At 73.7% G+C, this 21,567-nt stretch carries 17 protein-coding genes and 3 pseudogenes; 11 read left to right on the top strand and 9 right to left on the bottom strand.

Annotated elements, in window-relative coordinates:
• Nucleotides 1-78: 78 nt before the first annotated feature.
• Nucleotides 79-885, bottom strand: a complete 807-nt coding sequence (locus tag ACGFT1_RS04860) for an SGNH/GDSL hydrolase family protein (protein WP_373907564.1) — start codon at nt 883-885, stop codon at nt 79-81.
• Between the two features lie 361 nt (nt 886-1,246).
• On the opposite strand from ACGFT1_RS04860, the gene ACGFT1_RS04865 reads away from it, so the two are divergent.
• The 5 genes and pseudogenes from ACGFT1_RS04865 (at nt 1,247) to ACGFT1_RS04885 (ending at nt 8,391) form a co-directional block, all read left to right on the top strand.
• Nucleotides 1,247-1,555, top strand: a complete 309-nt coding sequence (locus ACGFT1_RS04865) for a hypothetical protein (protein WP_393732788.1) — start codon at nt 1,247-1,249, stop codon at nt 1,553-1,555.
• A gap of 415 nt (nt 1,556-1,970) precedes the next feature.
• Nucleotides 1,971-2,792, top strand: coding sequence for a glycosyltransferase family 2 protein (locus tag ACGFT1_RS04870; RefSeq protein ID WP_373907566.1), 822 nt, complete (start codon nt 1,971-1,973; stop codon nt 2,790-2,792).
• Nucleotides 2,789-3,739, top strand: a pseudogene (locus ACGFT1_RS04875) (glycosyltransferase family 2 protein); the annotation flags it as partial. The gene ACGFT1_RS04870 and the pseudogene ACGFT1_RS04875, both read left to right, overlap by 4 nt.
• Nucleotides 3,740-4,133: 394 nt before the next feature.
• Nucleotides 4,134-4,934 (top strand): polysaccharide deacetylase family protein, encoded by an 801-nt coding sequence (locus ACGFT1_RS04880; protein WP_373907567.1) that lies wholly within the window; start codon nt 4,134-4,136, stop codon nt 4,932-4,934.
• The gene (locus tag ACGFT1_RS04885) at nt 4,927-8,391 is read left to right on the top strand and encodes a lipopolysaccharide biosynthesis protein (protein ID WP_373907568.1); all 3,465 of its coding nucleotides are present in this window, start codon (nt 4,927-4,929) and stop codon (nt 8,389-8,391) included. The genes ACGFT1_RS04880 and ACGFT1_RS04885 overlap by 8 nt, the downstream gene beginning before the upstream one ends.
• Nucleotides 8,392-8,402: 11 nt before the next feature.
• Here the strand turns inward: ACGFT1_RS04885 and ACGFT1_RS04890 are convergent, their stop codons facing one another.
• Nucleotides 8,403-9,809 carry a xylan 1,4-beta-xylosidase gene (locus ACGFT1_RS04890; RefSeq protein WP_373907569.1) on the bottom strand — a complete coding sequence of 469 codons (1,407 nt, stop codon included), beginning with the start codon at nt 9,807-9,809 and terminating at the stop codon, nt 8,403-8,405.
• Between the two features lie 154 nt (nt 9,810-9,963).
• On the opposite strand from ACGFT1_RS04890, the gene ACGFT1_RS04895 reads away from it, so the two are divergent.
• The gene (locus tag ACGFT1_RS04895; RefSeq protein WP_373907570.1) at nt 9,964-11,058 is read left to right on the top strand and encodes a DUF5925 domain-containing protein; all 1,095 of its coding nucleotides are present in this window, start codon (nt 9,964-9,966) and stop codon (nt 11,056-11,058) included.
• Between the two features lie 15 nt (nt 11,059-11,073).
• On the top strand, nt 11,074-11,844 hold the full coding sequence (locus tag ACGFT1_RS04900; protein ID WP_373907571.1) for a DUF72 domain-containing protein: 771 nt from the start codon (nt 11,074-11,076) through the stop codon (nt 11,842-11,844).
• Nucleotides 11,845-11,866: 22 nt separating this feature from the next.
• On the opposite strand, the gene ACGFT1_RS04905 is transcribed toward ACGFT1_RS04900, so the two are convergent.
• Nucleotides 11,867-12,235 carry a GntR family transcriptional regulator gene (locus ACGFT1_RS04905; RefSeq protein ID WP_373907572.1) on the bottom strand — a complete coding sequence of 123 codons (369 nt, stop codon included), beginning with the start codon at nt 12,233-12,235 and terminating at the stop codon, nt 11,867-11,869.
• A 72-nt stretch (nt 12,236-12,307) separates the two neighbouring features.
• Here ACGFT1_RS04905 and ACGFT1_RS04910 point away from each other — a divergent pair, with 72 nt between their 5' ends.
• Nucleotides 12,308-12,577, top strand: a complete 270-nt coding sequence (locus ACGFT1_RS04910; protein WP_373907573.1) for a hypothetical protein — start codon at nt 12,308-12,310, stop codon at nt 12,575-12,577.
• Nucleotides 12,558-13,058, top strand: coding sequence for a DUF402 domain-containing protein (locus tag ACGFT1_RS04915; RefSeq protein WP_373907574.1), 501 nt, complete (start codon nt 12,558-12,560; stop codon nt 13,056-13,058). Before ACGFT1_RS04910 ends, ACGFT1_RS04915 begins: the two co-directional genes overlap by 20 nt.
• A gap of 19 nt (nt 13,059-13,077) precedes the next feature.
• Here the strand turns inward: ACGFT1_RS04915 and ACGFT1_RS04920 are convergent, their stop codons facing one another.
• Nucleotides 13,078-13,698 carry a class I SAM-dependent methyltransferase gene (locus ACGFT1_RS04920; RefSeq protein WP_373907575.1) on the bottom strand — a complete coding sequence of 207 codons (621 nt, stop codon included), beginning with the start codon at nt 13,696-13,698 and terminating at the stop codon, nt 13,078-13,080.
• A gap of 138 nt (nt 13,699-13,836) precedes the next feature.
• Between ACGFT1_RS04920 and ACGFT1_RS04925 the strand changes: the two genes are divergently transcribed.
• The gene (locus ACGFT1_RS04925) at nt 13,837-13,971 is read left to right on the top strand and encodes a hypothetical protein (RefSeq protein ID WP_373907576.1); all 135 of its coding nucleotides are present in this window, start codon (nt 13,837-13,839) and stop codon (nt 13,969-13,971) included.
• 221 nt (nt 13,972-14,192) lie between these two features.
• Here ACGFT1_RS04925 and ACGFT1_RS04930 read toward each other — a convergent pair whose 3' ends face one another.
• Together ACGFT1_RS04930 and ACGFT1_RS04935 are read right to left on the bottom strand one after the other, a co-directional pair.
• On the bottom strand, nt 14,193-15,059 hold the full coding sequence (locus ACGFT1_RS04930; RefSeq protein ID WP_373907577.1) for an esterase/lipase family protein: 867 nt from the start codon (nt 15,057-15,059) through the stop codon (nt 14,193-14,195).
• A 183-nt stretch (nt 15,060-15,242) separates the two neighbouring features.
• Nucleotides 15,243-15,508 (bottom strand): annotated as a pseudogene (locus tag ACGFT1_RS04935) (MarR family winged helix-turn-helix transcriptional regulator); the annotation flags it as partial.
• Here ACGFT1_RS04935 and ACGFT1_RS04940 point away from each other — a divergent pair.
• A pseudogene (locus tag ACGFT1_RS04940) lies at nt 15,508-15,768 on the top strand (cupin domain-containing protein); the annotation flags it as partial. The pseudogenes ACGFT1_RS04935 and ACGFT1_RS04940 sit on opposite strands and share 1 nt — an antisense overlap.
• Before the next feature lie 20 nt (nt 15,769-15,788).
• Here ACGFT1_RS04940 and ACGFT1_RS04945 read toward each other — a convergent pair.
• The 3 genes from ACGFT1_RS04945 to ACGFT1_RS04955 all read right to left on the bottom strand — a co-directional run bounded on the left by ACGFT1_RS04945 (nt 15,789) and on the right by ACGFT1_RS04955 (nt 21,445).
• Nucleotides 15,789-16,763: a hypothetical protein gene (locus tag ACGFT1_RS04945; protein ID WP_373907578.1), complete on the bottom strand. Its 975-nt coding sequence runs from the start codon at nt 16,761-16,763 to the stop codon at nt 15,789-15,791.
• The gene (locus tag ACGFT1_RS04950) at nt 16,760-20,281 is read right to left on the bottom strand and encodes a DNA polymerase III subunit alpha (RefSeq protein ID WP_373907579.1); all 3,522 of its coding nucleotides are present in this window, start codon (nt 20,279-20,281) and stop codon (nt 16,760-16,762) included. The genes ACGFT1_RS04945 and ACGFT1_RS04950 overlap by 4 nt, the downstream gene beginning before the upstream one ends.
• Before the next feature lie 264 nt (nt 20,282-20,545).
• On the bottom strand, nt 20,546-21,445 hold the full coding sequence (locus tag ACGFT1_RS04955; protein WP_373907580.1) for a S1 family peptidase: 900 nt from the start codon (nt 21,443-21,445) through the stop codon (nt 20,546-20,548).
• Nucleotides 21,446-21,567 lie beyond the last annotated feature (122 nt).

The raw sequence follows: 21,567 nt of genomic DNA on the forward strand, positions 1-21,567 counted from the left end.
CGGGTCTCCGCCGCGCCGCCGGGCTCGCCCCGAGGAACCGGCCGGGAGAGTTCACCCCGCCGGGCGAGCCCGAACGGGTCAGGCCGCGTTCGTGAGTACCGGCAGGTAGCCGCCGGAGTGGCCGGCCGCGGTCGGGTGGTACGACGTGCCGATGTCGAGCCAGTTGACGCTGTGCAGCCAGGAGTCGCCGGAGCAGATCTCGTGGCCGGTGAACGTGGTGCGGACGTCGCCGAAGGCGAAGTTGTGGGCGGTGGCACGGGCCTGGATGACGGTGTCGATGTAGTCGGCCGCGCCGTTGATGGCGGACCGCTTGGTCTCGGAGAGGCCTAGGCAGGTCTGGCCGAGCAGGTAGAAGCGGGGGTAGCCGATGACGACGACATGGGCGGACGGGGCTTTGGCGCTGATCGCGTTGTAGACGGTGTCCAGCTTGCCGGGGAGCGTGTTGGCGACGTACGCCCTGGCCGTGTCGATCTTGGAGAGGCAGGCGCTGTCGGACTGGATGACACAGGTCGTCATGACGTCGGAGAAACCGGCGTCGTTGCCGCCGATCGTGAGGGACACCAGCGAGGTGGCGGAGTTGAGGGAGCCGAGCTGGTTCGCGAGCACGTCGTCCGTCTTCGCGCCCGAGCAGGCGTTGAAGGCGAACGAGGAGTAGCTGTGGGCGGCGTTCCACAGGTAGGGGTAGGCCTTCGTGCTCCGGTCGCAGCTGCCGCTCGAACTGATGTAACTCCCGGCGCCCACCCCGGAGGAGTAGGAGTCACCGAGCGCCACGTAGCCTCCGGCCGCGGCCGTGCCGGACGCGTGCGCCGAAGCGGCCCCGGTGAGACCGAGGCCGGCGGCGAGGAGGAGCGAGGTGAGGAGTCCGGTAAGTCGGGAACGTCTCATGGAACCTCCCTTTAGCAGGATCTCTGCCTCAACGTTGGTACCAACCACGCGTGTTGACGGGAAGTGTCCATGCCAAGAGTTTTGTGATCTCAACAGGATCAGCCCAAGACGTTCACCGCTCATCTATTGCATGTGCATGTCATCTGTGAGCCGCCGCGGGTGAAACGGCAACCGCCCTCGGCAAGGCCTTCTTGACGCCCACTCCGGTCTGCGCCACATTGAAGCCCGGCATCCGGCGCGTCGGGGGGCGAAGTCGCCAATGCGGACCTCACGCACCAGAACACGCACCGAGGCATACTTCCGGCCAGATCCGGGACGGCTCCTGCGACCACTGCTCGCCGGGGCCGCGACCGCCGTGGCGATGACCGGCGCGGTGCTCGCGCTCCTCGACTCCGCCTCCCCCCTGCGCGCCCCGTTCACCCTGTTCTTCCTGCTCACGGCGCCGGCCGCGGCGATCGCCGCGGCGCTGCGCGGGCTGGAGCCCTACGGCCGGACACTGACCGCCCTCGCGGGCGCGATCGCCGTGAACATGTTGGTCGCCCAGGTCATGCTGGCCGTGCACCGGTGGTCGGTCCGTGGCGGAGTGGCCGCGGTGGCCGTCCTGAGCCTGCTGCTCCTCCTCCCGATACCGCTGCGGGAACGAATTTCCGGAAAACGCACACAAAAGTGACCGCTATGGTGCAAGGTGGGTTGAACGGCCAAACCAGCATGAAGGTGAGACAGCCTTCTGTGTCTTGCCTTTCGGGTGCGGCCGTCAATACCGTCATACATCTCACCCGCACCGGTCCGCCGGAACTCGGCTCCAGGGGAGGGCTCAGGGCCACGGTGTGCCCGGCGCGGGGCGCGGTAGGGGGGTGCCGTGCTCGGTGACCGCAACCGTGACCGAGTCGTGCCGCGCGACCGGCTGCCGTCGTTCCCCGGCAGACCGGCCAGCTTTGCCAGCTCGTCGACGGACACGGAGACCGCCCCGGGTACCGCCCCGGAGACCGGGCCGCCGTGCCGAAGATGAGAACCCCCCTTTCGAACCGGATACAGAGCCGGACCGCCCGTGGGCGGGCGGTCCACCGGACGAGAGGGAAACACTCATGAGTTCCGTCCTGCGCCCGCCGGGTCCGGGCCAAGATCCGCTGATCGCCGCCGACTACCGGCCCATCTCCTCCCACCTGGCGATCACCGTGCCGGTGAGCGTGGTCATTCCCGCCATGAACGAGGCGGAGAACCTGCCCTACGTCTTCAAGAGTCTGCCCGGCTGGATACACGAAGTGGTCCTGGTGGACGGCAACTCCACGGACGGCACCGTCGGCGTGGCGCGTTCCCTGTGGCCGGAGGTCAAGGTCGTCGAACAGCGGGGCAGAGGCAAGGGAGATGCCCTGATCGCCGGGTTCGAGGCCTGCACCGGCGACATCATCGTGATGGTCGACGCGGACGGCTCGGCCGACGGCGGGGAGATCGTGTCGTACGTCTCCGCACTGGTCTCCGGCGCCGACTTCGCCAAGGGCTCCCGCTTCGCCAACGGCGGCGGCACCGACGACATGACCTTCGTCCGCAGACTCGGCAACCGGGCGCTGTGCGCCACCGTCAACCACAAGTTCGGCGCCCGCTACACCGACCTCTGCTACGGCTACAACGCGTTCTGGCGGCACTGCCTCGACAGGATCGACCTCGACTGCACCGGCTTCGAGGTCGAGACGCTGATGAACATCAGAGTGGTCAAGGCGGGCCTGCGGGTGCAGGAGATACCGAGCCACGAGTACCTGCGCATCCACGGCACCAGCAACCTGCGGGCCGTACGGGACGGGTTCCGGGTGCTCCGGGTGATCCTGCGGGAACGCTCCAACCGGCGGGAACTGCGCCGCCGGGAACGCCGCTCGCCGCTGCTCGACACGGTCCGGGGGGACGTGTCGTGACCGGTCCCGGGATCTCCGTCGTGATCTGCGTGTACACCGAGGACCGCTGGGAGGACATCCTCGCGGCGGTCTCCTCCGTCCGCGCGCAGTCCTGTCCGGCGCTGGAGACGCTCCTGGTCGTGGACCACAACCCGGCCCTGCGGACCCGGCTGGAGCGCGCGTTCGAGGCGAGCGACGGCGTCCGGGTCCTGGCCAACGCCGGTCCGCGCGGCCTCTCCGCGGGCCGCAACACCGGAATCGCCGCTTCCCGGGGGGAGGTGATCGCCTTCCTGGACGACGACGCCGTGGCCGAACGGGACTGGCTGCGCCGCTTCACCGAGGGGTACGCCGACCCGCGTGTCCTCGCGGTCGGCGGCCGTACGGAACCCGTCTGGGCGTCGGGCCGGCGGCCGGCCTGGTTCCCGGAGGAGTTCGACTGGGTGGTGGGCTGCACCTACCAGGGGCTGCCGCCCGGCCGGGTCCGGGTCCGCAACGTCCTCGGCGGCAACGCCTCCTTCCGGCGTACGGCGTTCGAGGCGGCGGGCGGCTTCGCCACCGGCATCGGCCGCGACGGCGACCGCCGCCCGCTGGGCTGCGAGGAGACGGAACTGTGCATCCGCCTCAGCCGCGCCCGCCCCGACGCCGTCCTGCTCATCGACGACCGCGCGGTGATCCACCACCGGGTGCCCGCGGCCCGCGAGCGCTTCGCCTACTTCCGCAGCCGCACCTACGCCGAGGGCCTGTCCAAGGCCCTGGTCGCCCGCAGTGTCGGCGCGCAGAAGGGCCTGGAGTCCGAACGCCGTCACGTCGCACGGGTACTGCCGGCCGGGGTCGCGCGGGGGATCAGGGACGCGCTGCTGGGCAGGCCGGGCGGGGCTGGTCGCGCGGGCGCGATCGTCGCCGGGGCACTGAGCGCGGCCGGCGGCTACGCGCTGGGCAGCCTGCGGGCCCGGCGAGCGGCCGGGACGCCGTTCCCGGCCCCGCCGGCCTTCGAACCGACCCGGAGGCCGACGCGGGCACCGGTCCAGGAACCGCCCGGCGAACCGGCCCAGGAACCGCCCCGGGCACCGGCCGAGCAGCCCCTCCACGACCCCACCCGGAACCCGCCCCCCGAACCAGCTCAGGAACCGGCCGAGGAACCGCCCCGGACGCCGGCCCGGAGGCCGAGCCGGGCACCGGCCCAGGAAGCGTCCCGCGGACCGGCAGATGAGCCGCCCCGGCCACCGATCCGGAACCCGACCCGGACCCCACCCCGGACACCGACCCAGGAACCACCCCGCGGACCGGCCCGGGCACCGGCCCAGAACCCGTCCCGATCCCCCGTCCAGGCGCCCCCGCGGACGCCGGCACCCGGGGGTTCCGGTGAGTGACGCACCCGTGCCCATCCTCATGTACCACTCCGTCGCCACCGCCCCCGACGACGCCACCCGTGCCCTGTCGGTCGCGCCGGAGGCGTTCGCGGAGCAGATGGCGCTCATCGACGCTCTGGGGCTGACCCCGGTGACCACCGCCGCCCTGGCGGCCGGCTGGCGCTGTGGGCGTCCGCTGCCCGCCCGGCCGGTGCTGATCACGTTCGACGACGGCTACGAGGGCGTGCACCGGCACGCGCTGCCCGTCCTGGCGAGACACGGCTTCCCGGCCACCGTGTTCGTCGCCACCGGCTGGCTCCGGGGCGCCCACGACACCGGCGGCGCCCCGGACACCATGCTCGACTGGCCGCAGGTGCGTGAACTGGCCGCCGCCGGGCTCGAGATCGGCGGGCACAGTCACACGCATCCCCAGCTCGACCAGCTCCCCGACGGCGGACTGCGCGCCGAGCTGGACCGCTGCACCCGGATCGTCACCGACGAACTCGGCACCCCGCCGACGTCGTTCGCCTACCCGTACGGCTATTCCAGCCGGCGGGTCCGCCAGGCGGTGCGCGCGGCCGGGTACGCCCAGGCGCTCGCCGTCGGCAACGCTCTCGCCCGCCGCCGCCAGGGACCGTACGCGCTGCGTCGTGTCACGGTCCGCCGCGGCACCGGTGCCGAGGAGTTCGGGCGGCTCCTCGAAGGCCGCCGCCTCGCCCGGGACTTCGCCGGGGACCGCGTCCTCACCAAGGGGTACGCCGTCGTCCGCAGAGCCCGCCAGGTCCGCCGGAAGGCCCTCTCCAGCCGTGTCTGACACAACCACCGCGACCACGACGACCACCGCGCCCGGCGCCACGGCACCCGGGACCGGCCGATCCGGCGGCGGCGGCAGCGGCAGTCCGCTGTTCCGCAACGCCTACGCGCTGATGCTCAACACCGGCATCTCCGCCGTCCTCGGACTCGGTTTCTGGCTGGCCGCGGCGCGCTACTACTCCGAGTCGGCGGTCGGGATGGGCTCCGCCGCCATCGCCGCGATGAAGTTCCTCGCCGGGCTGACCGCGGTCACCCTGACCGGTGCCCTGGCCCGATTCATCCCCGTCTCCGGTGACCGCACCGGGCGGCTCGTGCTGCGTACCTACGCGGGCGGTTCGCTGGTCGTGGCGGCCGCCGCCGGGATCTTCCTGCTGACCCTGGACGCGTGGGGGCCGTCGTACCGCTTCCTGCACGGCACCCTCAGCGGGCTCGGGTTCGTGCTTGCCGTCGTCGCCTGGAACGTCCTCACCCTCCAGGACGGTGTGCTCACCGGGCTGCGCAGCGCGCCCTGGGTGCCCGTCGGCAACACCGTGTTCTCGGCGGTCAAACTGGCCCTGCTCGCCGCGTTCGCCGCCGCCCTGCCGGCCACCGGTGTCTTCGTGTCCTGGGTGGCCGCGATCGCCACCTCGGTGGTGCCGCTGGGCTGGCTGGTGTTCCGGCGGCTGGTCCCCCGGCACGTGCGGGCCACCGCGAACCTGGCCCGCCCGCCGACGCCGAGGGAGATAGGCCGGTTCCTGGCCGGGGACTACACCGGTTCCTTGTTCTCCCTCGCCGTCGTCTACCTCGTGCCGGTGATCATCGCCGCGCGGGTCAGCTCCGAGCAGAACGCGTACTTCTACATCACCGCCACCATCGCCGGCACGACCAACCTGCTCGCCGTCAACATGGGTGCCTCCCTCACCGTCGAGGGCTCGCACGACCCGGCGCGGCTGGCCTCCGACACCCGGGCCGCGCTGCGGCGGATGGCCCGGATCACGCTGCCGGTCGCGGGTCTGCTGTTCCTCGGGGCGCCCTGGATCCTCGGTGTGTTCGGTGAGGGCTACACGGACGCCGCGACCCCGCTGCTGCGCTGGTCCGCGGTCGGCACGGTGCTGCGGACGGTGCTGGAGACCCACTTCGCGGTGCTGCGCGCACAGAGCCGCACCGCCGGGCTGGCCTGGCTGCAGGGCCTGTTGTGCGTGCTGGTGCTGGGCCTGACCGTCCTGCTGCTGCCCCGGCTGGGGCTGACCGGCGCGGGCGTCGCCGAGGTCTCCAGCCTCGCGGTGGTCGTCGCCGTCGCCGCGCCGAGGCTGTGGCGGACGATGCGGTCCGCGCCCACCACCGTGCCGGACACCACGGCACCGGACGGCGACCTCGCCGACCTGGAGCCCTTCTCCCGTTCCCGGCGGCGCTCCGGCGGCGACACCCCGGCCGCCCCGGCGCCCCGGCCCGGCCCGGCGCGGGTGCGCGAGGGGGACACCCGGGCCGGGCTGCTCCTCGGGTGTCTGCTGGTGGCCGCGCTGGCGCTGTACTGGGTGCCCGCGCTGCGGCTCGGCGAGACGCACCTGGACCGGATGGACGGGCTCGGGCTGGTCTCGGTGCTGCCCCTGCCGACCCTGGCCGGGGCGGCCCTGCTGGTCACCGTGTTCGCCGCGCTGCTCCGGCTGCGCCGCGAACACCGGGCGCTGCTGCTGCTCACCCTGCTGGCGACCGTGGTCTGTCTGCACGCGCTGCCCGCGGTGATCGAGACCGAACCGCGGTTCCCGACGGCCTGGCAGCACCTCGGCTTCCTCGACCACATCGACCGGACCGGCTCCGCCGTACCCGACCTGGACGCCCGCTGGAGCTGGCCGGGCTTCTTCGCGCTGGCCGCGTTCGCGGGCCGGGCATGCGGGATCACCGACTTCACCGAGGTCATCCGCTGGTGGCCGACGGTCATGCAACTCGCTTATCTGGCACCGATGTTCCTGCTCACCCGGGCGATGCGCGCGAGCTGGCGGGCGAAGTGGACCGGCGTCTGGATCTTCGCGCTGAGCGGCTGGGTCGGCCAGGACTACTTCTCCCCGCAGGGCTTCACCTATCTGCTGTACCTGGTGTTCGTGGCGATCCTGCTGGTCTGGTTCCGCCCGCCCCGGATGATCCGGACGTCACGCTGCCCGGGCGAGGCCGAGGTGGAGCCGGCCGGCCGGCGGCAACGGGCCGTGCTGCTGCTCGTGCTGATGGCGCTCTACGCGGCGACGGTGCCCGCGCACCAGCTCACCCCGTTCATGATGCTGGGCGTGCTCACGGTCCTCGTCCTGCTCGGCCGGTGCGAACTTCCGGGGCTGCCGCTGCTGTTCGGGCTGCTGGTGGCGGTCTGGGTCGGCTTCATGGCCGAGCCGTACTGGTCCGGGCACTTCGACGACCTCTTCGGCGGGGTGGGCGGGGTCGGCGGCAACGTCTCCACCTCCGTCTCCGGCCGTATCCAGGGCGGCAGCCCGACCCACAAGCTGGTGCTGTACACCCGGGTGCTGCTGGCCGGCTCGGTGCTGGGCCTGGCCTGCTGGGGCTGGTGGCGGCGCCGCCTGCACCGGTACCGGGAACGGTCCCTGCCGGTCCTCGTGTTCGTCCCGTTCCTCGGCTTCGGCATGCAGTCGTACGGCGGCGAGATGGCGCTGCGCGTCTTCATGTTCGCGGTGCCGGGCGCGGCACTGCTCGGCGGACTCGCCCTCTTCCCGCGCACCGGTGCCGCCGCCGTGCGCGAGGTGCGGACGCGGCTCGCCCCGCCGGCCGTACTCCTCACCGGGCTGCTGCTGATGGGCGGTTTCCTGGTGGCCCGCTGGGGCAACGAGCCGTTCGAACGGGTCAGGCCGGGCGAGGTCGCGGCCATGGACTGGGTGTACGCCCATGACCGGCCGACCGTACGGCTGCTGTGGCTCAGCCAGGACCCGGTCGACGACGTGACGCCGGCGCTGCCGTGGGGCGCGCGGGACATGGAGCGGGTGACCTACGTGCCGACGCGCGCACCGGCCGACCCCCGGCTGGTGTCGGGCCTGGTGAAGGCGCTCCAGGACGCCGGACCGCACTCGTATCTGATGGTCGACCGCAGCCAGGCGACGTACCTGGAGCTGGACGCGGGCTACCCGGCGGCCTGGCAGCGCCGGCTGGTCAGGCGGCTGGACGGCCGGCCGGAACTGACGAGGGTCCTGGCCGGTGAGGACGTCGCGGTGTACGCGCTGCGCGAGCGGCCGGCGGGAGCGGTGCCCGCGCCACGACCGGGGCCGGCCGGGCCGCAGGTCACATGGACACCGTGGTCGGTGGCCGGCGCTCTCGCCGCCGCCGTCCTGGTCCTGCTGCTGGCCGCGCGCGAGCTGGTCCGGGTCGCGGTGCGGCCGGGTGTGCGCCGGCTGCGGCTGGTGCAGGGCGGTTTCTGGTTCGCGCTGCCGCTGCTGGGGCTGGTGCTGGCCTCGCTGGTGCAGCGGTTCGTGACGCTGAAGTGAGGGTGCGCGGCTCAGCGGTCGAGCCATTTCACCTCGTACGCGTCCATCTCGAACCGCCTGCCGTCGACGCGTGCGCCGATCCGCCGGGCGAGGGTGTTGACGACGAGGACGGTGCTGCGGGTGGCGAGGACACGGACGTGAGGCGCGTCGTGCGGGGCGACGGACACGGCCGCGCACCGGGTGCCCGGCGGGAACGCGCTCGCGAACCGGGACAGCAGGCCGTACAGGGGCAGTTCCCGGCCGCCGCCGGCGGTGCCGGTCGGCGTCCACAGGCAGCCGGGGCACGGGCCCGCCCGCTCCTCGGGGTTCCAGTAGAAGCCGGAGCCGGCGCCGCCCCTGGCCATGGCGATCAGGCCGGTGGCCTGGACGGCGACGCGGTGCGGTTCGCTCCAGCCGGTGCGCGCACCGTCGCCGTCGCCGGGTTCGACGTAGTACTCGGCCCACCACAGGGGCAGGTCCCGGGTCTGCCGCCGTACCCAGGCGCCGACGGCGGTGAACTTGGCGGTGGCCGCGAACTCGTCCGGGAGCAGCGCGTCGTCGCGGGTGTAGCTGGAGCCGTCGACCACGGTGAAGTCGGCGCCGGCCCGGTGGGTGTTCCAGTAGGCGAAGGCGTCCAGGACCCGCTGGTCCATGGCACCCCAGGGGCCCCTGAGCGCGGTCGAGGCGTTCGGGTCGTGCGGGCCGACGCTGTCCATGACCAGGTACGGGCCGCCGACCATGATGTCCCGGTCGACGTTCTTCAGCGCCTTGTACACGAGGTTGTACATCCGGGTGTAGCCCTCGTAGTCCCAGCGGGAACCGGCGTCGTTCCAGAAGCCCTTGAACTCGTTCCAGACGATGAAGTGCCGCACGTCCGGGTAGCGCCGGGCGACGGTCGCGGCGAGGTCGGCGAAGTCCTGGTAGTGGCCGGGCAGCGGGGCGCTCTCCAGCGCGGCCCGGCTCCAGTCGGTGCGGCCGGCCCCGGCCGCACCGCCCTTCATCCAGTCCGGGGCACAGCACAGCGTGATCACCGGGGTGCCGCCGGAGGCGCGGACGAGGCCGATGCGCCGGTCCAGCGCGCCGAAGTCGTAACGCCCCCTGGCCGGTTCGGGGTTGTCGGCGCCCCAGCCCATGATGTGCTGGTTCTGCGTGAGCCCGCCGTCCCGGCCGAGGAGGCGGGTGACGCGCGCGATGGCGGCCGGCGAACCCCGGTCGGCGCTGTACCGGGTGTGCGTGAAGCCCCAGCCGACGTCCGGTCCGGGTCTCCCGGCCGGGGCGGCCGGGGTGCCGTGCGGCCTGTCGCCGTCACGGGCGGTGCGGGGGCCGCCGGGCAGCGTGCCGAGCAGGGGGACCAGCAGGGCCAGCGCGGCCAGCGCCGCGCCGAGCAGGGCGGTGAACCGCCACCGCCGCCTTCGCGCGTCCCCGCCAGGGCGTCCCATCGCGGACCACAGTAACGGGGGGAGCGGGGCGGCGGGCAGGTGTCGGCCGGAACAACGGCAACGGTCCCGGGACACCGGGAACCGTCTCCGGGACACCGGGAACCAGCGGCGGAAATGCCGTGCGCGGAGCGCGTCCGTGCCGGATCATGGCGGCATGGCTGCCAACCCGCACGACGCTCTGCCGATCCGGCTCCACGTCGACGACTCCGACTCGCCGTCCGACGTCGTCGACGCGCTGTTCCTCGGCCGTTTCGCAACGGGCGAGCAGCCGTACTCGCACGCGGTGAACATCGACCGCGTCCGCTCGGGCGCGTCCCTGCTGCCGGAGGGCGCCCGGGTGCTGCGGGTCGCCCGTGACGACGACCGCAGCGCGACCCTCGCCGAGGGCGAGGACTGGACCCTGCTGGTCTCCCGCTGGAACCGCGGCGCCGACGTCACGGTCACCGCGACGAGTGCCGAGCTGGCGAAGCGGATCCTCGACCAGGCCACGGACGGCGCGACCGATGAGCCGGAACCGCAGCCGGAGAACGTGGCGATGGGGTTCTGGTACGTCTCCCCGCGGCGCGGCCCGCACCGCACCACCCGCCAGATCTCGGCGGGCACCTGGGACGAGGTGCGGCCCAACTACACGGCGCCGGTGGCGGACGCGATGGACCGCCTCATGAAGACGACCCCCGAGGACATCGCGGGCCGGCTGCTCCTGCTCCACGGTCCGCCCGGCACCGGGAAGACCTCCGCGCTGCGCACCCTGGCCCGCTCCTGGCGGGACTGGTGCCAGGTGGACTGCGTCCTGGACCCCGAACGCCTCTTCTCCGACGTCGGCTATCTGATGGACATCGCCATCGGCGAGGACGACGGTGCCGGCAAGGGCCGTTGGCGGCTGCTGCTGCTGGAGGACTGCGACGAGCTGATCCGCGGTGAGGCCCGGCACACGGCGGGCCAGGCCCTGTCCCGGCTGCTCAACCTCACCGACGGCCTGCTCGGCCAGGGCCGCAACGTCCTGGTGGGCGTCACCACCAACGAGGACCTGGAGCGCCTGCATCCGGCCGTGGTCCGCCCAGGCCGCTGCCTGGCCCGCGTCGAGGTGGGCCCGCTGACCCACCGGGAGGCGGTGAACTGGCTCGGTACCGAGGAGGGCGTCGGCCGCGAGGGCGCGACCCTGGCCGAGCTGTACGCGCTGCGCCGGGGCACCGCACCGACGTCCGTGCCGGGCGCGCGGGAGGGCGCGGACGCGGGCCTGTACCTGTGATGCTTTCATGAGGGTATGACCGTGTTCGTCGGCACGTCGGGGTGGCAGTACAAGGACTGGCGGGACCTCGTCTACCCGGCGGGTGTCCCTACGCGGCTGTGGCTGGAGGAGTACACACGGCTGTTCGCGACGGTGGAGATCAACAACGCGTTCTACCGGCTGCCGTCGTACGACACCTTCACCGCCTGGCGCGACCGCGTCCCGCCGGACTTCGTCGTCGCGGTCAAGGCCAGCCGCTTCCTCACCCACATCAAGCGCCTGAAGGACCCGGAGGAGCCGGTCCACCGGCTGATGACCCACGCGGCGGGCCTCGGCGACCGCCTGGGCCCGGTCCTCCTCCAGCTCCCGCCGACCCTGCGCGCCGACCCGCCCCTGCTGGACGCGTGCCTGGCCCGCTTCCCGGCCGGCACACGGGTCGCGGTGGAGCCCCGCCACGACTCGTGGTGGACACCGCAGCTGCGGCGGGTGCTGGAGTCCCGCGGCGCTGCCCTGTGCTGGGCGGACGTCCTGGCCCGTCCGGCCGGCCCGCTGTGGCGCACCGCCGACTGGGGGTACGTCCGCTTCCACCAGGGCCGCGCCCAGCCCTGGCCCCGCTATGGCCGGCGTTCCCTGGAGACCTGGGTGGACCGCGTCGCGACGGCCTGGACCGGCGGGGAGGACGTGTACGCGTACTTCAACAACGACCCCGGGGGCGCGGCGGTGCGGGACGCGGAGGTGTTCGCGGCGCTGGCGCGCCGGGCGGGACTGACGGTGTCACGGACTCCGGAGCCCGTGCGACCGCGGTGACCGCTCGGGCCCGGCGCGGGGGCTATCCCGCGTAGGCCGCCCGCAGGGCGTCCCGTACAGCGGCGAGCGCCTCGTCCTCGCCGAGCCCGAGCCTGCGCACCCGCTCCGCGTACGCCTGCGCGGCCGACGACGCCTCCCGCTCGGCGGCCGAGCCGGCGGCGGCCAGGAACGTGCCGTTGCGTCCGCGTGTCTCGATCACCCCGTCGCCCTCCAGTGCCCGGTAGGCCTTCGCCACCGTGTTCACCGCGAGCCCCAGGGACTCGGCCAGCCCCCGCACGGTCGGCAGCCGGTACCCCACGGGGAGGGCGCCGGACCGCGCCTGTGCGGAAATCTGCGCCCGCACCTGCTCGTACGGCGGCGCGCTGTCATCGATGCGGATCTTCAGGCTCACGGCCCGATTGTCCCGCACCCGGCGCGGAAATGGGGAGGCGGTCCCGTCCTCGCGCCCCGTACGGTCCACCGCATGACCTTGCTCGTGCGCGACCTGCGCCCCGGCGTCCCGCCCGCCGTCGAACTGCGCACCACCGCCGACTTCGCGGACGCCCCCCGGCCGCTGTTCGACCTGGACGCGCGGACGGTGCGGGACGAACCGGGTGACGTGAGCGCCGAGATGACGGACTACGACGCCTGGGTCCGGGAGGGCCGGAACCATCCGCTGCTGGACCGGGAGCCGGCCAGGGCCGGCCACGAGAAGTGCGCGTCGGAGGTGCGCTGTGTCCGCGAACTCGGCTGAACCCGTGCGGTGGCTGGAGGTCGTCCTGGTCAAGGGGGGCCGTACGAAGATCCGTTACCCGGCTCAGCTGCTCCGGGACGACGGCACCCGCATCGCCGTACGTGCCCGCTGGGCGGGTTCGGGGGTGCGTGACTTCGGGTTCGTGCGCTTCGAGCCGGGTGACCTGTTCACCGAGTACTACTGGCGGGACCGGTGGTACGCCGTGAAGGAGGTCCGCGGCGCGGACGGTGCCCTCAAGGGCTGGTACTGCGACGTCGCCCGGCCCGCGGTCCTGTCCGGCACCGAGCTGGTCGTGGAGGACCTCGACCTGGACCTGTGGCGCTCCGCGGACGGGCGGGACGTACGGCGGCTGGACGAGGACGAGTTCGCCGGGAGCGGGCTCACGCAGGCGGACCCGCGTGCCGCGTCCGCCGCGGTGGCCGCGCTGGACACCCTGGAGGGGCTGGCCCGGGACGGCGGCTTCGAGGAGCTGCTGGCCTGACCCGCCGGCACCCGCGGTGTCACACCGTCGCCACCACCGTGTACCGCTCGTCGGTCACGGCCTTCCCCCACAGCAGCGGGTCACCGGACAGTCGCTCCACGCGCACGTCCGCGGTGAGCGGCAGGAGCAGGGCGGTGAGCCGCTCGGCGGGTATGCCGACCTGGGTGACGGTCCCCCACACGCCCTCGGTCAGCACGAACCGGCCCCCGGGCCGCAGCAGGCCCCGCCAGTGCCGCAGGACGCGGGCGGGGTCCGGCAGTGTCCACAGCACGTGCCGTACGAGGACGACGTCGTAGCGGCGGTCGCCGACCGGCGGGCTCGCGGCGTCCCCGCACAGGATCTCCGCGTCGCGCCCGGCGAGCTTGGCGCGGGCCCGCCCGGCCATCGCGGGCGACCGGTCGACGCCCGTCACCCGGTGGCCCTGTTCGGCGGCGAGGAGTGCCAGGCTGCCGGTGCCGCAGCCGAGGTCGAGGACGTCGGCGGGGTGACTGGGCAGCCAGGTCCGCAGCCGGGCCGCCCAGGCCGCGCGGACCGCGGGATCGCCCAGGCCGTGGTCGGGTTCGTCGTCGAAGGCGGCGGCCTGCGCGTCCCAGTCCACTTCCGGGGCAGCCTCGGCCCTGTGCCGTTTCCCGTTCGTCATGCCCGCAGAGTGGCACACGCCACTGACAGGGCGGACGTGACTGCCGCCACTGACAGCCCGGAACCGATGAGGAACTCTCGCCCCAGGCGTCTACCTCCGTGACAACGCGGAACCCGGTAGGCACTGGAGGAGGCAGCCATGCGCCGCGTGACCGTGCAGAAGCCCCTGAAGAGGACGGACAGCCGCCGGATCCGCGAGGAGGGGGAGGAGCCCCCCGCGGGACGCCCCGAGGTGCGCAGGGACATCGCGCGCACCTGGTGGCCCGAGGGCTGACCCCGCGGCGCCCGGCCGGCGCCGCCCACCTCAGCGCAGCCTGAGCACTGCCTTAACGGCACCATAAGGATCTCCTCCGGCCACCCGCGGCGGGCGGTTCCGCGGTTTGCTGGGGGCAGCGCCCGCACACCCCGTGGCTTCGGCGAGCGGCCGTCAGCCACGCCTCGCGGCGGTGTCCGGGGCCTGTCCGGCGGCTCAGGCCGGTCAGGCCCCGGTGGCCGTCAGCTGAACACCGACGCGCAGGTGGTGGCGGTGGCGTGGGCCGGGTCGAGCGCGTTGGCCACCTCGTGGAAGGCGATCCGGTCGAGCAGACCGATCGCGACGTGTTCGGAGAGGTCGAGCGGGCAGAGGTCCTGGAGCAGCACGTTGTGGACGTCCGGGCCGGTCAGGTACTGGCTGCGCCAGGGGGTGACGACCTCGTCGTTCCGGGTGGCGATGACCGTGTAGCGCACTCCGGGGACGGTGTCGCCGCCCGCGTTGAGCCGGGTGAGGAACGCGGAGCCGGCGATCTGGTCGGCGAGGCCTGGGGTGGTGGCCCGCAGCAGGTCCTCGGCGCCGGGGAAGTAGGGCAGCAGCCGGGTGAGGCCGCTGAGGCTGGTGCCGTGGTTGTCGGGGGCGATGCCGACGAGCGCGTTCACCTTGTCCGCCCCGCCCAGGAACCTCAGGTAGTAGCGGGGCATCATGCCGCCCTGCGAGTGACCGACCAGGTCGGCCTTGGCGGTGCCGGTCGCGGCGAGCACCCGGTCGACGAAGGCGGCCAGCTGTCCGGCGGACTCGTCTATGGGGCCGAGGCCGTGGAAGAGGGGGACGCCGGGGAGCTGACCGTAGTCCAGGGAGTAGACGCAGTACCCGCGGCTCTCCAGGTAGGGGGCGAGGGAGAGCCAGTTGTCGACCGAGTTGCCCAGGGTGCCGTGGACGAGGACGACGGGGCGGGGGTGGGCGGCGGAGGGCTTGCAGGTGTAGTCGTTCCAGCCCGCGCTCGGGGCGGTGGTGTCCGAGGCGCTGGCGGTGGCGGCGGGTACGGCGGCGAGGGCGGCGGTCAGGAGGAGGGCGGCGACGGGTCTGAGCACTCGCTTCCAGGGCAGCATCGTGGGATCTCCTTGCGGCTCAAGGGAGGTGCACGGCCTCAACCTGTGATCCGGATCACGGGATGCTGTTCATTCGTCAAGTTACGGGCGGGTAGTGGATGTGTGAAGTTACGCGTCGGTAAAAAGTTCCGGCGGTGACCGGCGGCCAGGTGGGCGGCGGCTCGCCGCCGGGCCGGCACATCGTCACCAGGCGGGCCTGATGGGGCCACGGGGGCGATCCGAGCCATCCGCTCCCGCATCAGGCGGCGTTCACCCCCGCCCAGCAGGTCGCCCCGGCGCTCCACCACCTCGGCGGCCGCCTCCTGCGCGGCCCGGGTGCGCGCCCGTCCCCGCTCGGTCAGCACGACCAGCCGCGCCCGCGCGTCCTCGGGATGCGGCCGCCGCTCCGCGTACCCCTTGCGTACGATCTCGTCCACCAGCCGGCTCGCCGCCTGCTTGGTCACCCCGAGAGATCCCGGCCGGGACGAAGGCCCCGGTCCGCACCGTCACCCGCGAGGAGGTCCTGCACCTGCTCATCGGCGAGCTGCGGGTCACGCTCGACGGCCGTACCGAGCGGATCACCCCGGGCGACACGGTGACCGTCGACTCCGGTACGGCCCTGGGCCTGGAGAATCCGGCCGAGCACACCGCGATCTTGTGGGTCACCGCCCCCGTCGGCCTGGCGGCGGATCCGGCCGACGGTAGGCGCCTCACCCCGCCGTGGGCCGACCGACGCCCGGAGCGCGGGAGTCAGGCGGCCAGTCGCCCCGGCATCACCGCCCGCGGCCCGAACTTCGCCCGCGCGCGGTCCGCGACCTCCTCGATGCGGCGGACCTTCTCGTCCACCGGGTCGAAGGTGAGCTGGTGGGAGGCCTGTTCGGCGGCCCCCAGGTCCTCCGCGCGCAGGGCGATCGCCCGGACCCGGGCTCGCTGGAGGCCCAGGGACTCGTACATGCCGCAGGCCGTCCTCGTCAGCTCGGCCGAGTGCGCCGTCGGCTCCTTCAGGGTGCGGCTGCGGGTGGTCGAGGAGCGGTCGGCGTAGCGCACGGTCAGGGTCAGGGTGCGGCAGACCTTGCCCAGGGCGCGCAGCCGGGCGCCCAGTTCCTCGGCCGCCGAGAGCAGGGCGCGGCGGTGGCGGCCGGGGTCCAGCTCGTCCCGCCGGAAGGGGCGTTCGGTGGCCAGGGAGCGGGAGACGGCGTTCGGGACGACCCGGCCGCGGTCGACGCCGGCCGCCTTCTCGCGCAGTTCCCGGCCCGCCTTCGCGCCGATCAGCCGCTGGAGCGTGGACAGCGGCGCGGCGGCGACCCGGCCCAGGGTGTCCAGGCCGTACTCGTCCAGGGTGCGGGTGGTCGCCGCGCCGACGCCGGGCAGCGCGGACACCGGGCGGCCGGCGAGGAACCCGGCGATGCCGTCGGGGTCCTCGGGCACCGCGCAGGCCACCCCCGGCCGGGCGTCGCGCAGCGCCACGCGGGCCAGCATCGGGCCCGGCCCGGCGCCGATCACGCAGTCGACGCCGTACCGCGCGAGGGCGCGTACCCGGATCACCGAGGCCAGTTCCACCGCACCGCGCCCGAAGTACCGCTCGGCACCTCGCAGGTCGGCCAGCGCCCCGTCCGGGGGCAGCGCCTCCACGACCGGCGTGAACTCCTCCAGCAGTCCGAGCAGTTCCGGCAGGGCCGCCTCGTGCGCCGGCGGCAGCTGGAAACGTACGCAGAGAATGGTCATCCCGCACTCCCCGGGCTCTGGTGCCACAGTTTCCTTCCCACCGCGGGCCCTTCGCCCGCGGGGCGCAGATCGGCCCAGGGGTGCATCTCGTACCCCGTGGGCAGGCGGATCCGCCGCCGGTCCATCGCGTCCTGGGCCGCGGAACCCGCCGGGGCCGGCAGTCCGTCCGAACCGGCGAGCCGGGCCCGGGACGGACCGCCGTCGCCCTCCGCCGGGGAACCCGCCGGAGATCCCGCCGGGGCTCCGTCGCCGGCAGGGGGGCCGGCCAGCCGGGCGGCGACCCCGTCGAGCCCCTCCTCGTGGCGTACGTCCACCAGTTCGGCGAGGTTCCAGGCGGCGGAACCCACCACGCTCAGGCTGCGCGGGCCGCGGCGTTGCACCACTCCGCGCACCAGCAGCAGCCAGGAGTGGAAGACGGTGTGGGCGCACGTGTCGTGCGAGTCGTCGAAGAACGCGAGGTCGACCAGTCCCGTGCCGTCGTCCAGCGTGGAGAAGATGACCCGCTTGCCGGAGCGGATCGGCGGGGTCTGGGTGGCCGCCTTGGCGCCCGCGACCAGCACGGTCTCGCCGTGCCGCGCCTCGCGCAGCCGGCGCGCGGAGACCACGCCCAGCTCGTCGAGGAACTCCCGGTGGTCGTCCATCAGATTGCGGGAGGCGTCCATGGACAGCACGCCCAGCTCGGCGCTGAGCCGCTCGGCCGGGGTGAGGTCCGGCAGGCCGGCCGGCGCGGTCCTCCTGCCTCCCGCGAGCGGGAGCTGGCCGCCACCACCGCCCCGGGCGCCCCGGTGCAGCTCGGTGAGGTGCAGTTGCAGGTCACGCCGGTTGGCGCCGAAGGCGTCCAGCGCCCCCACCTGGGCGAGCCGTCCCGCCAGCGGCCGGCTGGGCCGGGCCCGCTCCCAGAAGTCCAGCAGGGAGGCGTACGGCTGGCCGTCCTCGATCCGCTCCGCCTCGGCCTCGCTGATGCCGTGCACGTCGCAGAGGGCGAGGCGCAGCCCCCACACCGCCGGGGACTCGGACACCAGTTCGATCTTATGGGCGACCCCGGAGGCGTTCACGTCCAGCGGCAGGACCGGCACCCCGCGCCGCCGCGCGTCCGCCAGCAGCAGCCGCTTGGGATACATCCCGGGGTCGTGCGTGAGCAGCCCGGCGTAGAAGGCGGCCGGGTGGTGCGCCTTCAGCCAGGCCGACTGGTAGGTGGGTACGGCGAAGGCGACCGCGTGCGCCTTGCAGAAGCCGTACGAACCGAAGGCCTCCACGGTCCCCCAGGTCTGCTGAATCGTTTCTGCGGCGTATCCCCTGGCCGCCGCCCGCTCGGCGAACCACACCTTGATCCGCCCCTGCGTCTCCGGATCGGACAGCCCGCGCCGCATCCGGTCGGCCTCGCCCCGGCCGCAGCCGGTCATGACGGCGATGATGTCGATGACCTGCTCGTGGAAGACGACGACCCCGTACGTCCCCTTCAGCGCCTCCTCCAGGTCCGGGTGCGGACAGCGCACCGGCGCCCGCCCGTGCCGCGCCTCGATGAACGGCCGCACCATGTCGGCGGCGACCGGGCCGGGCCGGAACAGCGAGATGTCGACCACCAGGTCGTGGAAGGTGGCCGGCTGCAACCGCCCCACCAGGTCCCGCTGCCCCGGCGACTCGATCTGGAAGCACCCGAGGGTCTCGGTGGACCGGATCAGCCGGTACGTCTCCGGATCCTCCGGCGGCACCGCGTCCAGGTCGATCCGCTCCCCGCTCGCCCGCTCCACCTCGGCGACCGCGTGCGCCATCGCCGACTGCATCCGCACCCCCAGCACGTCCAGCTTGAGCAGCCCGAGGTCCTCCACGTCCTCCTTGTCGAACTGCGACATGGGCAGCCCCTCGCCGCTGGTCGGCACCACCGGCGTACGGGCGAGCAGGGAGGCGTCGGACAGGAGCACCCCGCACGGATGCATGGCGATGCCGCGCGGCAGGGCGTCGAGAGCCTCCACCAGCTCCCACAGCCTGCCGAACCTCTCCTTCTCCCCCGCCAGCCGCCGCAGCTCGGGCAGCTCCGCCAGGGCGGCCCGGGCGTCGCGGGCGCGGATGTGCGGGAAGGACTTGGCGATCCGGTCGATCTCGGCCGGGTCCATGGACAGCGCGGCGCCCACGTCCCGGATCGCGTGCCGGACCCGGTAGGTCTCCGGCATGGAGACGGTCGCGACCCGCTCCGCGCCGAACCGGCCGATGATCGCCCGGTAGACCTCCAGCCGCCGCGCGGACTCCACGTCGATGTCGATGTCGGGCAGCACGACGCGCTCCCTGGACAGGAAGCGCTCCATCAGCAGCCCGTGCCCGACCGGGTCGGCGTGCGCGATCCCGAGCAGGTGGTTGACGAGCGATCCGGCGCCGGAGCCCCGCGCGGCCACCCGGATGCCCATCTCCCGTACGTCGTCGACCACCTGGGCGACCGTCAGGAAGTAGGACGCGAAGCCGTGGTGGGCGATGATGTCCAGCTCATGGTGCATCCGCTCCCAGTACGCGCGCCGGCCGCCGTACCCGAGCCGCAGCATCCCCGCCGTCGCCCGCGAGGCGAGCGTCCGCTGCGCGGTGCGCAGGCCGGCGCCGACGAGGTGCGGCTCGGGGAAGTGGACGGTGCCGATGCCGAGGCCGTCCTCGGGGTCCACCCGGCACTCGGCGGCCGTGGCCCGGGTCTGCTCCAGCAGCCGGTGGGCGGTGTCCCGGCGGAACCCGGCGGCCTCCACGACCCGCTCGGCGACCCCCAGCATGGCCTGCGGGTCCTTCAGCCAGGCCTCGCCGGAGTCCAGCTCGCCCCGGGGGTCGACCGGCACCAGACGGCGCGCGGCGTCCAGCACGTCGGCGACCGGCCCCTGGCCGGGATCGGCGTACCGGACGGCGTTGCTGAGCACCGGCCGGATCCCCTGCTCGGCGGCGAAGCCGACGGTACGGGCGGCGAGCCGCAGGGAGCCGGTCCCCGTGCCGGTACGGCCGTGCCAGACGGCCTCCAGGCGCAGCGCGTCGCCGTAGATCTCGCGCCACGGGGCCAGCAGCGCCGCCGCCCGGTCGGGCCGCCCGGCGGCCAGCGCGCGCCCCACGTCCGATCCCGGACCGAGCAGCACCACGAGGCCGTCCTCCTGGTGCGCGGACCAGGGAAGCAGCGGCGTGCCCCCGCCGGCGTGCGCCTGCGTGACGAGCCGGCACAGGCCGGCCCAGCCACGGGCGCCGTCCCGGGCGAGGAAGGTCACCCGGGGCGCCGACTCGTCCACGAAGGCGCCGCCGCGCACCGGGGTGCGCCGCCGGTCCCGCCGTACGTCCCGTCCCGTCCGCACCGCCAGGTCCACGCCGAACAGCGGACGGACGCCCGCGCCGGCGCAGGCCTTGGCGAAGCGCACCGTGCCGGCGAGGGTGTCGCGGTCGGTCAGGGCGAGGGCGTCCATGCCCCGTTCCGCGGCACGCTCGGCCAGCCGCTCCGGGTGGGACGCTCCGTACCTCAGGGAGAACCCGGAGACGGTGTGCAGATGCGCGAAGCCCGGCACGCACACCTCCCGCACTCGTGAGCCCCGAACGGCTCTCGAACATCTGTTCCAACTCCCTCACCCCACCATACCCCCATTCCCGAACGTATGTACGACTCCCGTTCGGGCGCCTCCCACCTGCGCAAACACCCGCCGCGGGCGGTCCTCGGGGACATGACACCGGCTGCCCGGGGAGCCCGCGTCGGCCGGGCCGGGGCGCGGCGGAGCCCCCGCTCGCGCTCGGCCGGCGGGGGCTCGTGTCACCGGAGCGGACCCCGGCGGCTGTCAGGGCAGGGTCACCCCGTAGTAGCTCAGCGCCTCGGTGACCGGCTGGAAGAAGGTCGTACCGCCGGAGGTGCAGTCGCCGCTGCCGCCGGAGGTCAGACCGTAGGCCACGCTGCCCCCGTAGAGCGGGCCGCCGCTGTCGCCGCCCTCGGCGCAGACGGTGGTCTGGATCAGCCCGGAGACGACGTCACCGCTGCCGTAGTTGACCGTGGCGTTCAGCGCCGTCACCCGGCCGCTGTGGGTGCCGGTGGTGGAACCGCGCCGGTAGACGGTGGTCCCCACGGACGGGGTGGCCGCGCTGCTGATGGTCTGGCTGCCCACCGCGCTCGGGTGCGCCACCGAGGAGTTGGTGTAGCGCACCAGTGCGAAGTCGTTGCCCGGGAAGCTGTAGCCGACGTTGGTGCCGAGCACCGTGGTCTTGCTGGAGTTGCTGTACCAGGTGGAGGCGACCTCGCCGCAGTGCCCGGCGGTCAGGAAGTAGTACGTGCTGCCGCTGCGCACGTTGAAGCCGAGCGAGCAGCGGTAGGCGCCGCCGTAGATGGCGTCGCCGCCGGTGATCAGCTTCTTGAACCTGCCGGGCGTGTGCTTGATGGTGAGCGCGCCCGCGTCGGCGCCGGCCTGCTGCTTGATCCTGGCGATCTCGGCCGGGGACACCGTGCTGTCGACGGTGACGACGACACGGTGGTTCCTGCCGTCGACCGCCCAGGCCGTACCGGGGATGTCGGCCTTGCGGACGGAGTCGCTCGCACTGGTCAGCTGGGTGGCGCTGAACGTGTGGGCGTCGCTGGCGTTGGCGGTGGGGGCCGCGAACGCCGCTGCGGCCAGGAAGCCGGTGGCCACGGCGGTCAGCCGGGTCCGTCTCGTGGCACCGTTGCGGGGAGTGATGCGCTTGATCCTCACGTGTCGTTCCCTCCAAGGGAAGTCAGGGGCCCGCGTGGGGTCGGGGCCCGTGAGGCGCAGCCAGGGAACCGACCGGATCCAAATACGCATGCCCCTGACAAGCGCTGAGGGGGAGTATTCGG

Source organism: Streptomyces sp. Y20 (genome assembly GCF_043195475.1).
Classification (GTDB): Bacteria; Actinomycetota; Actinomycetes; order Streptomycetales; family Streptomycetaceae; genus Streptomyces.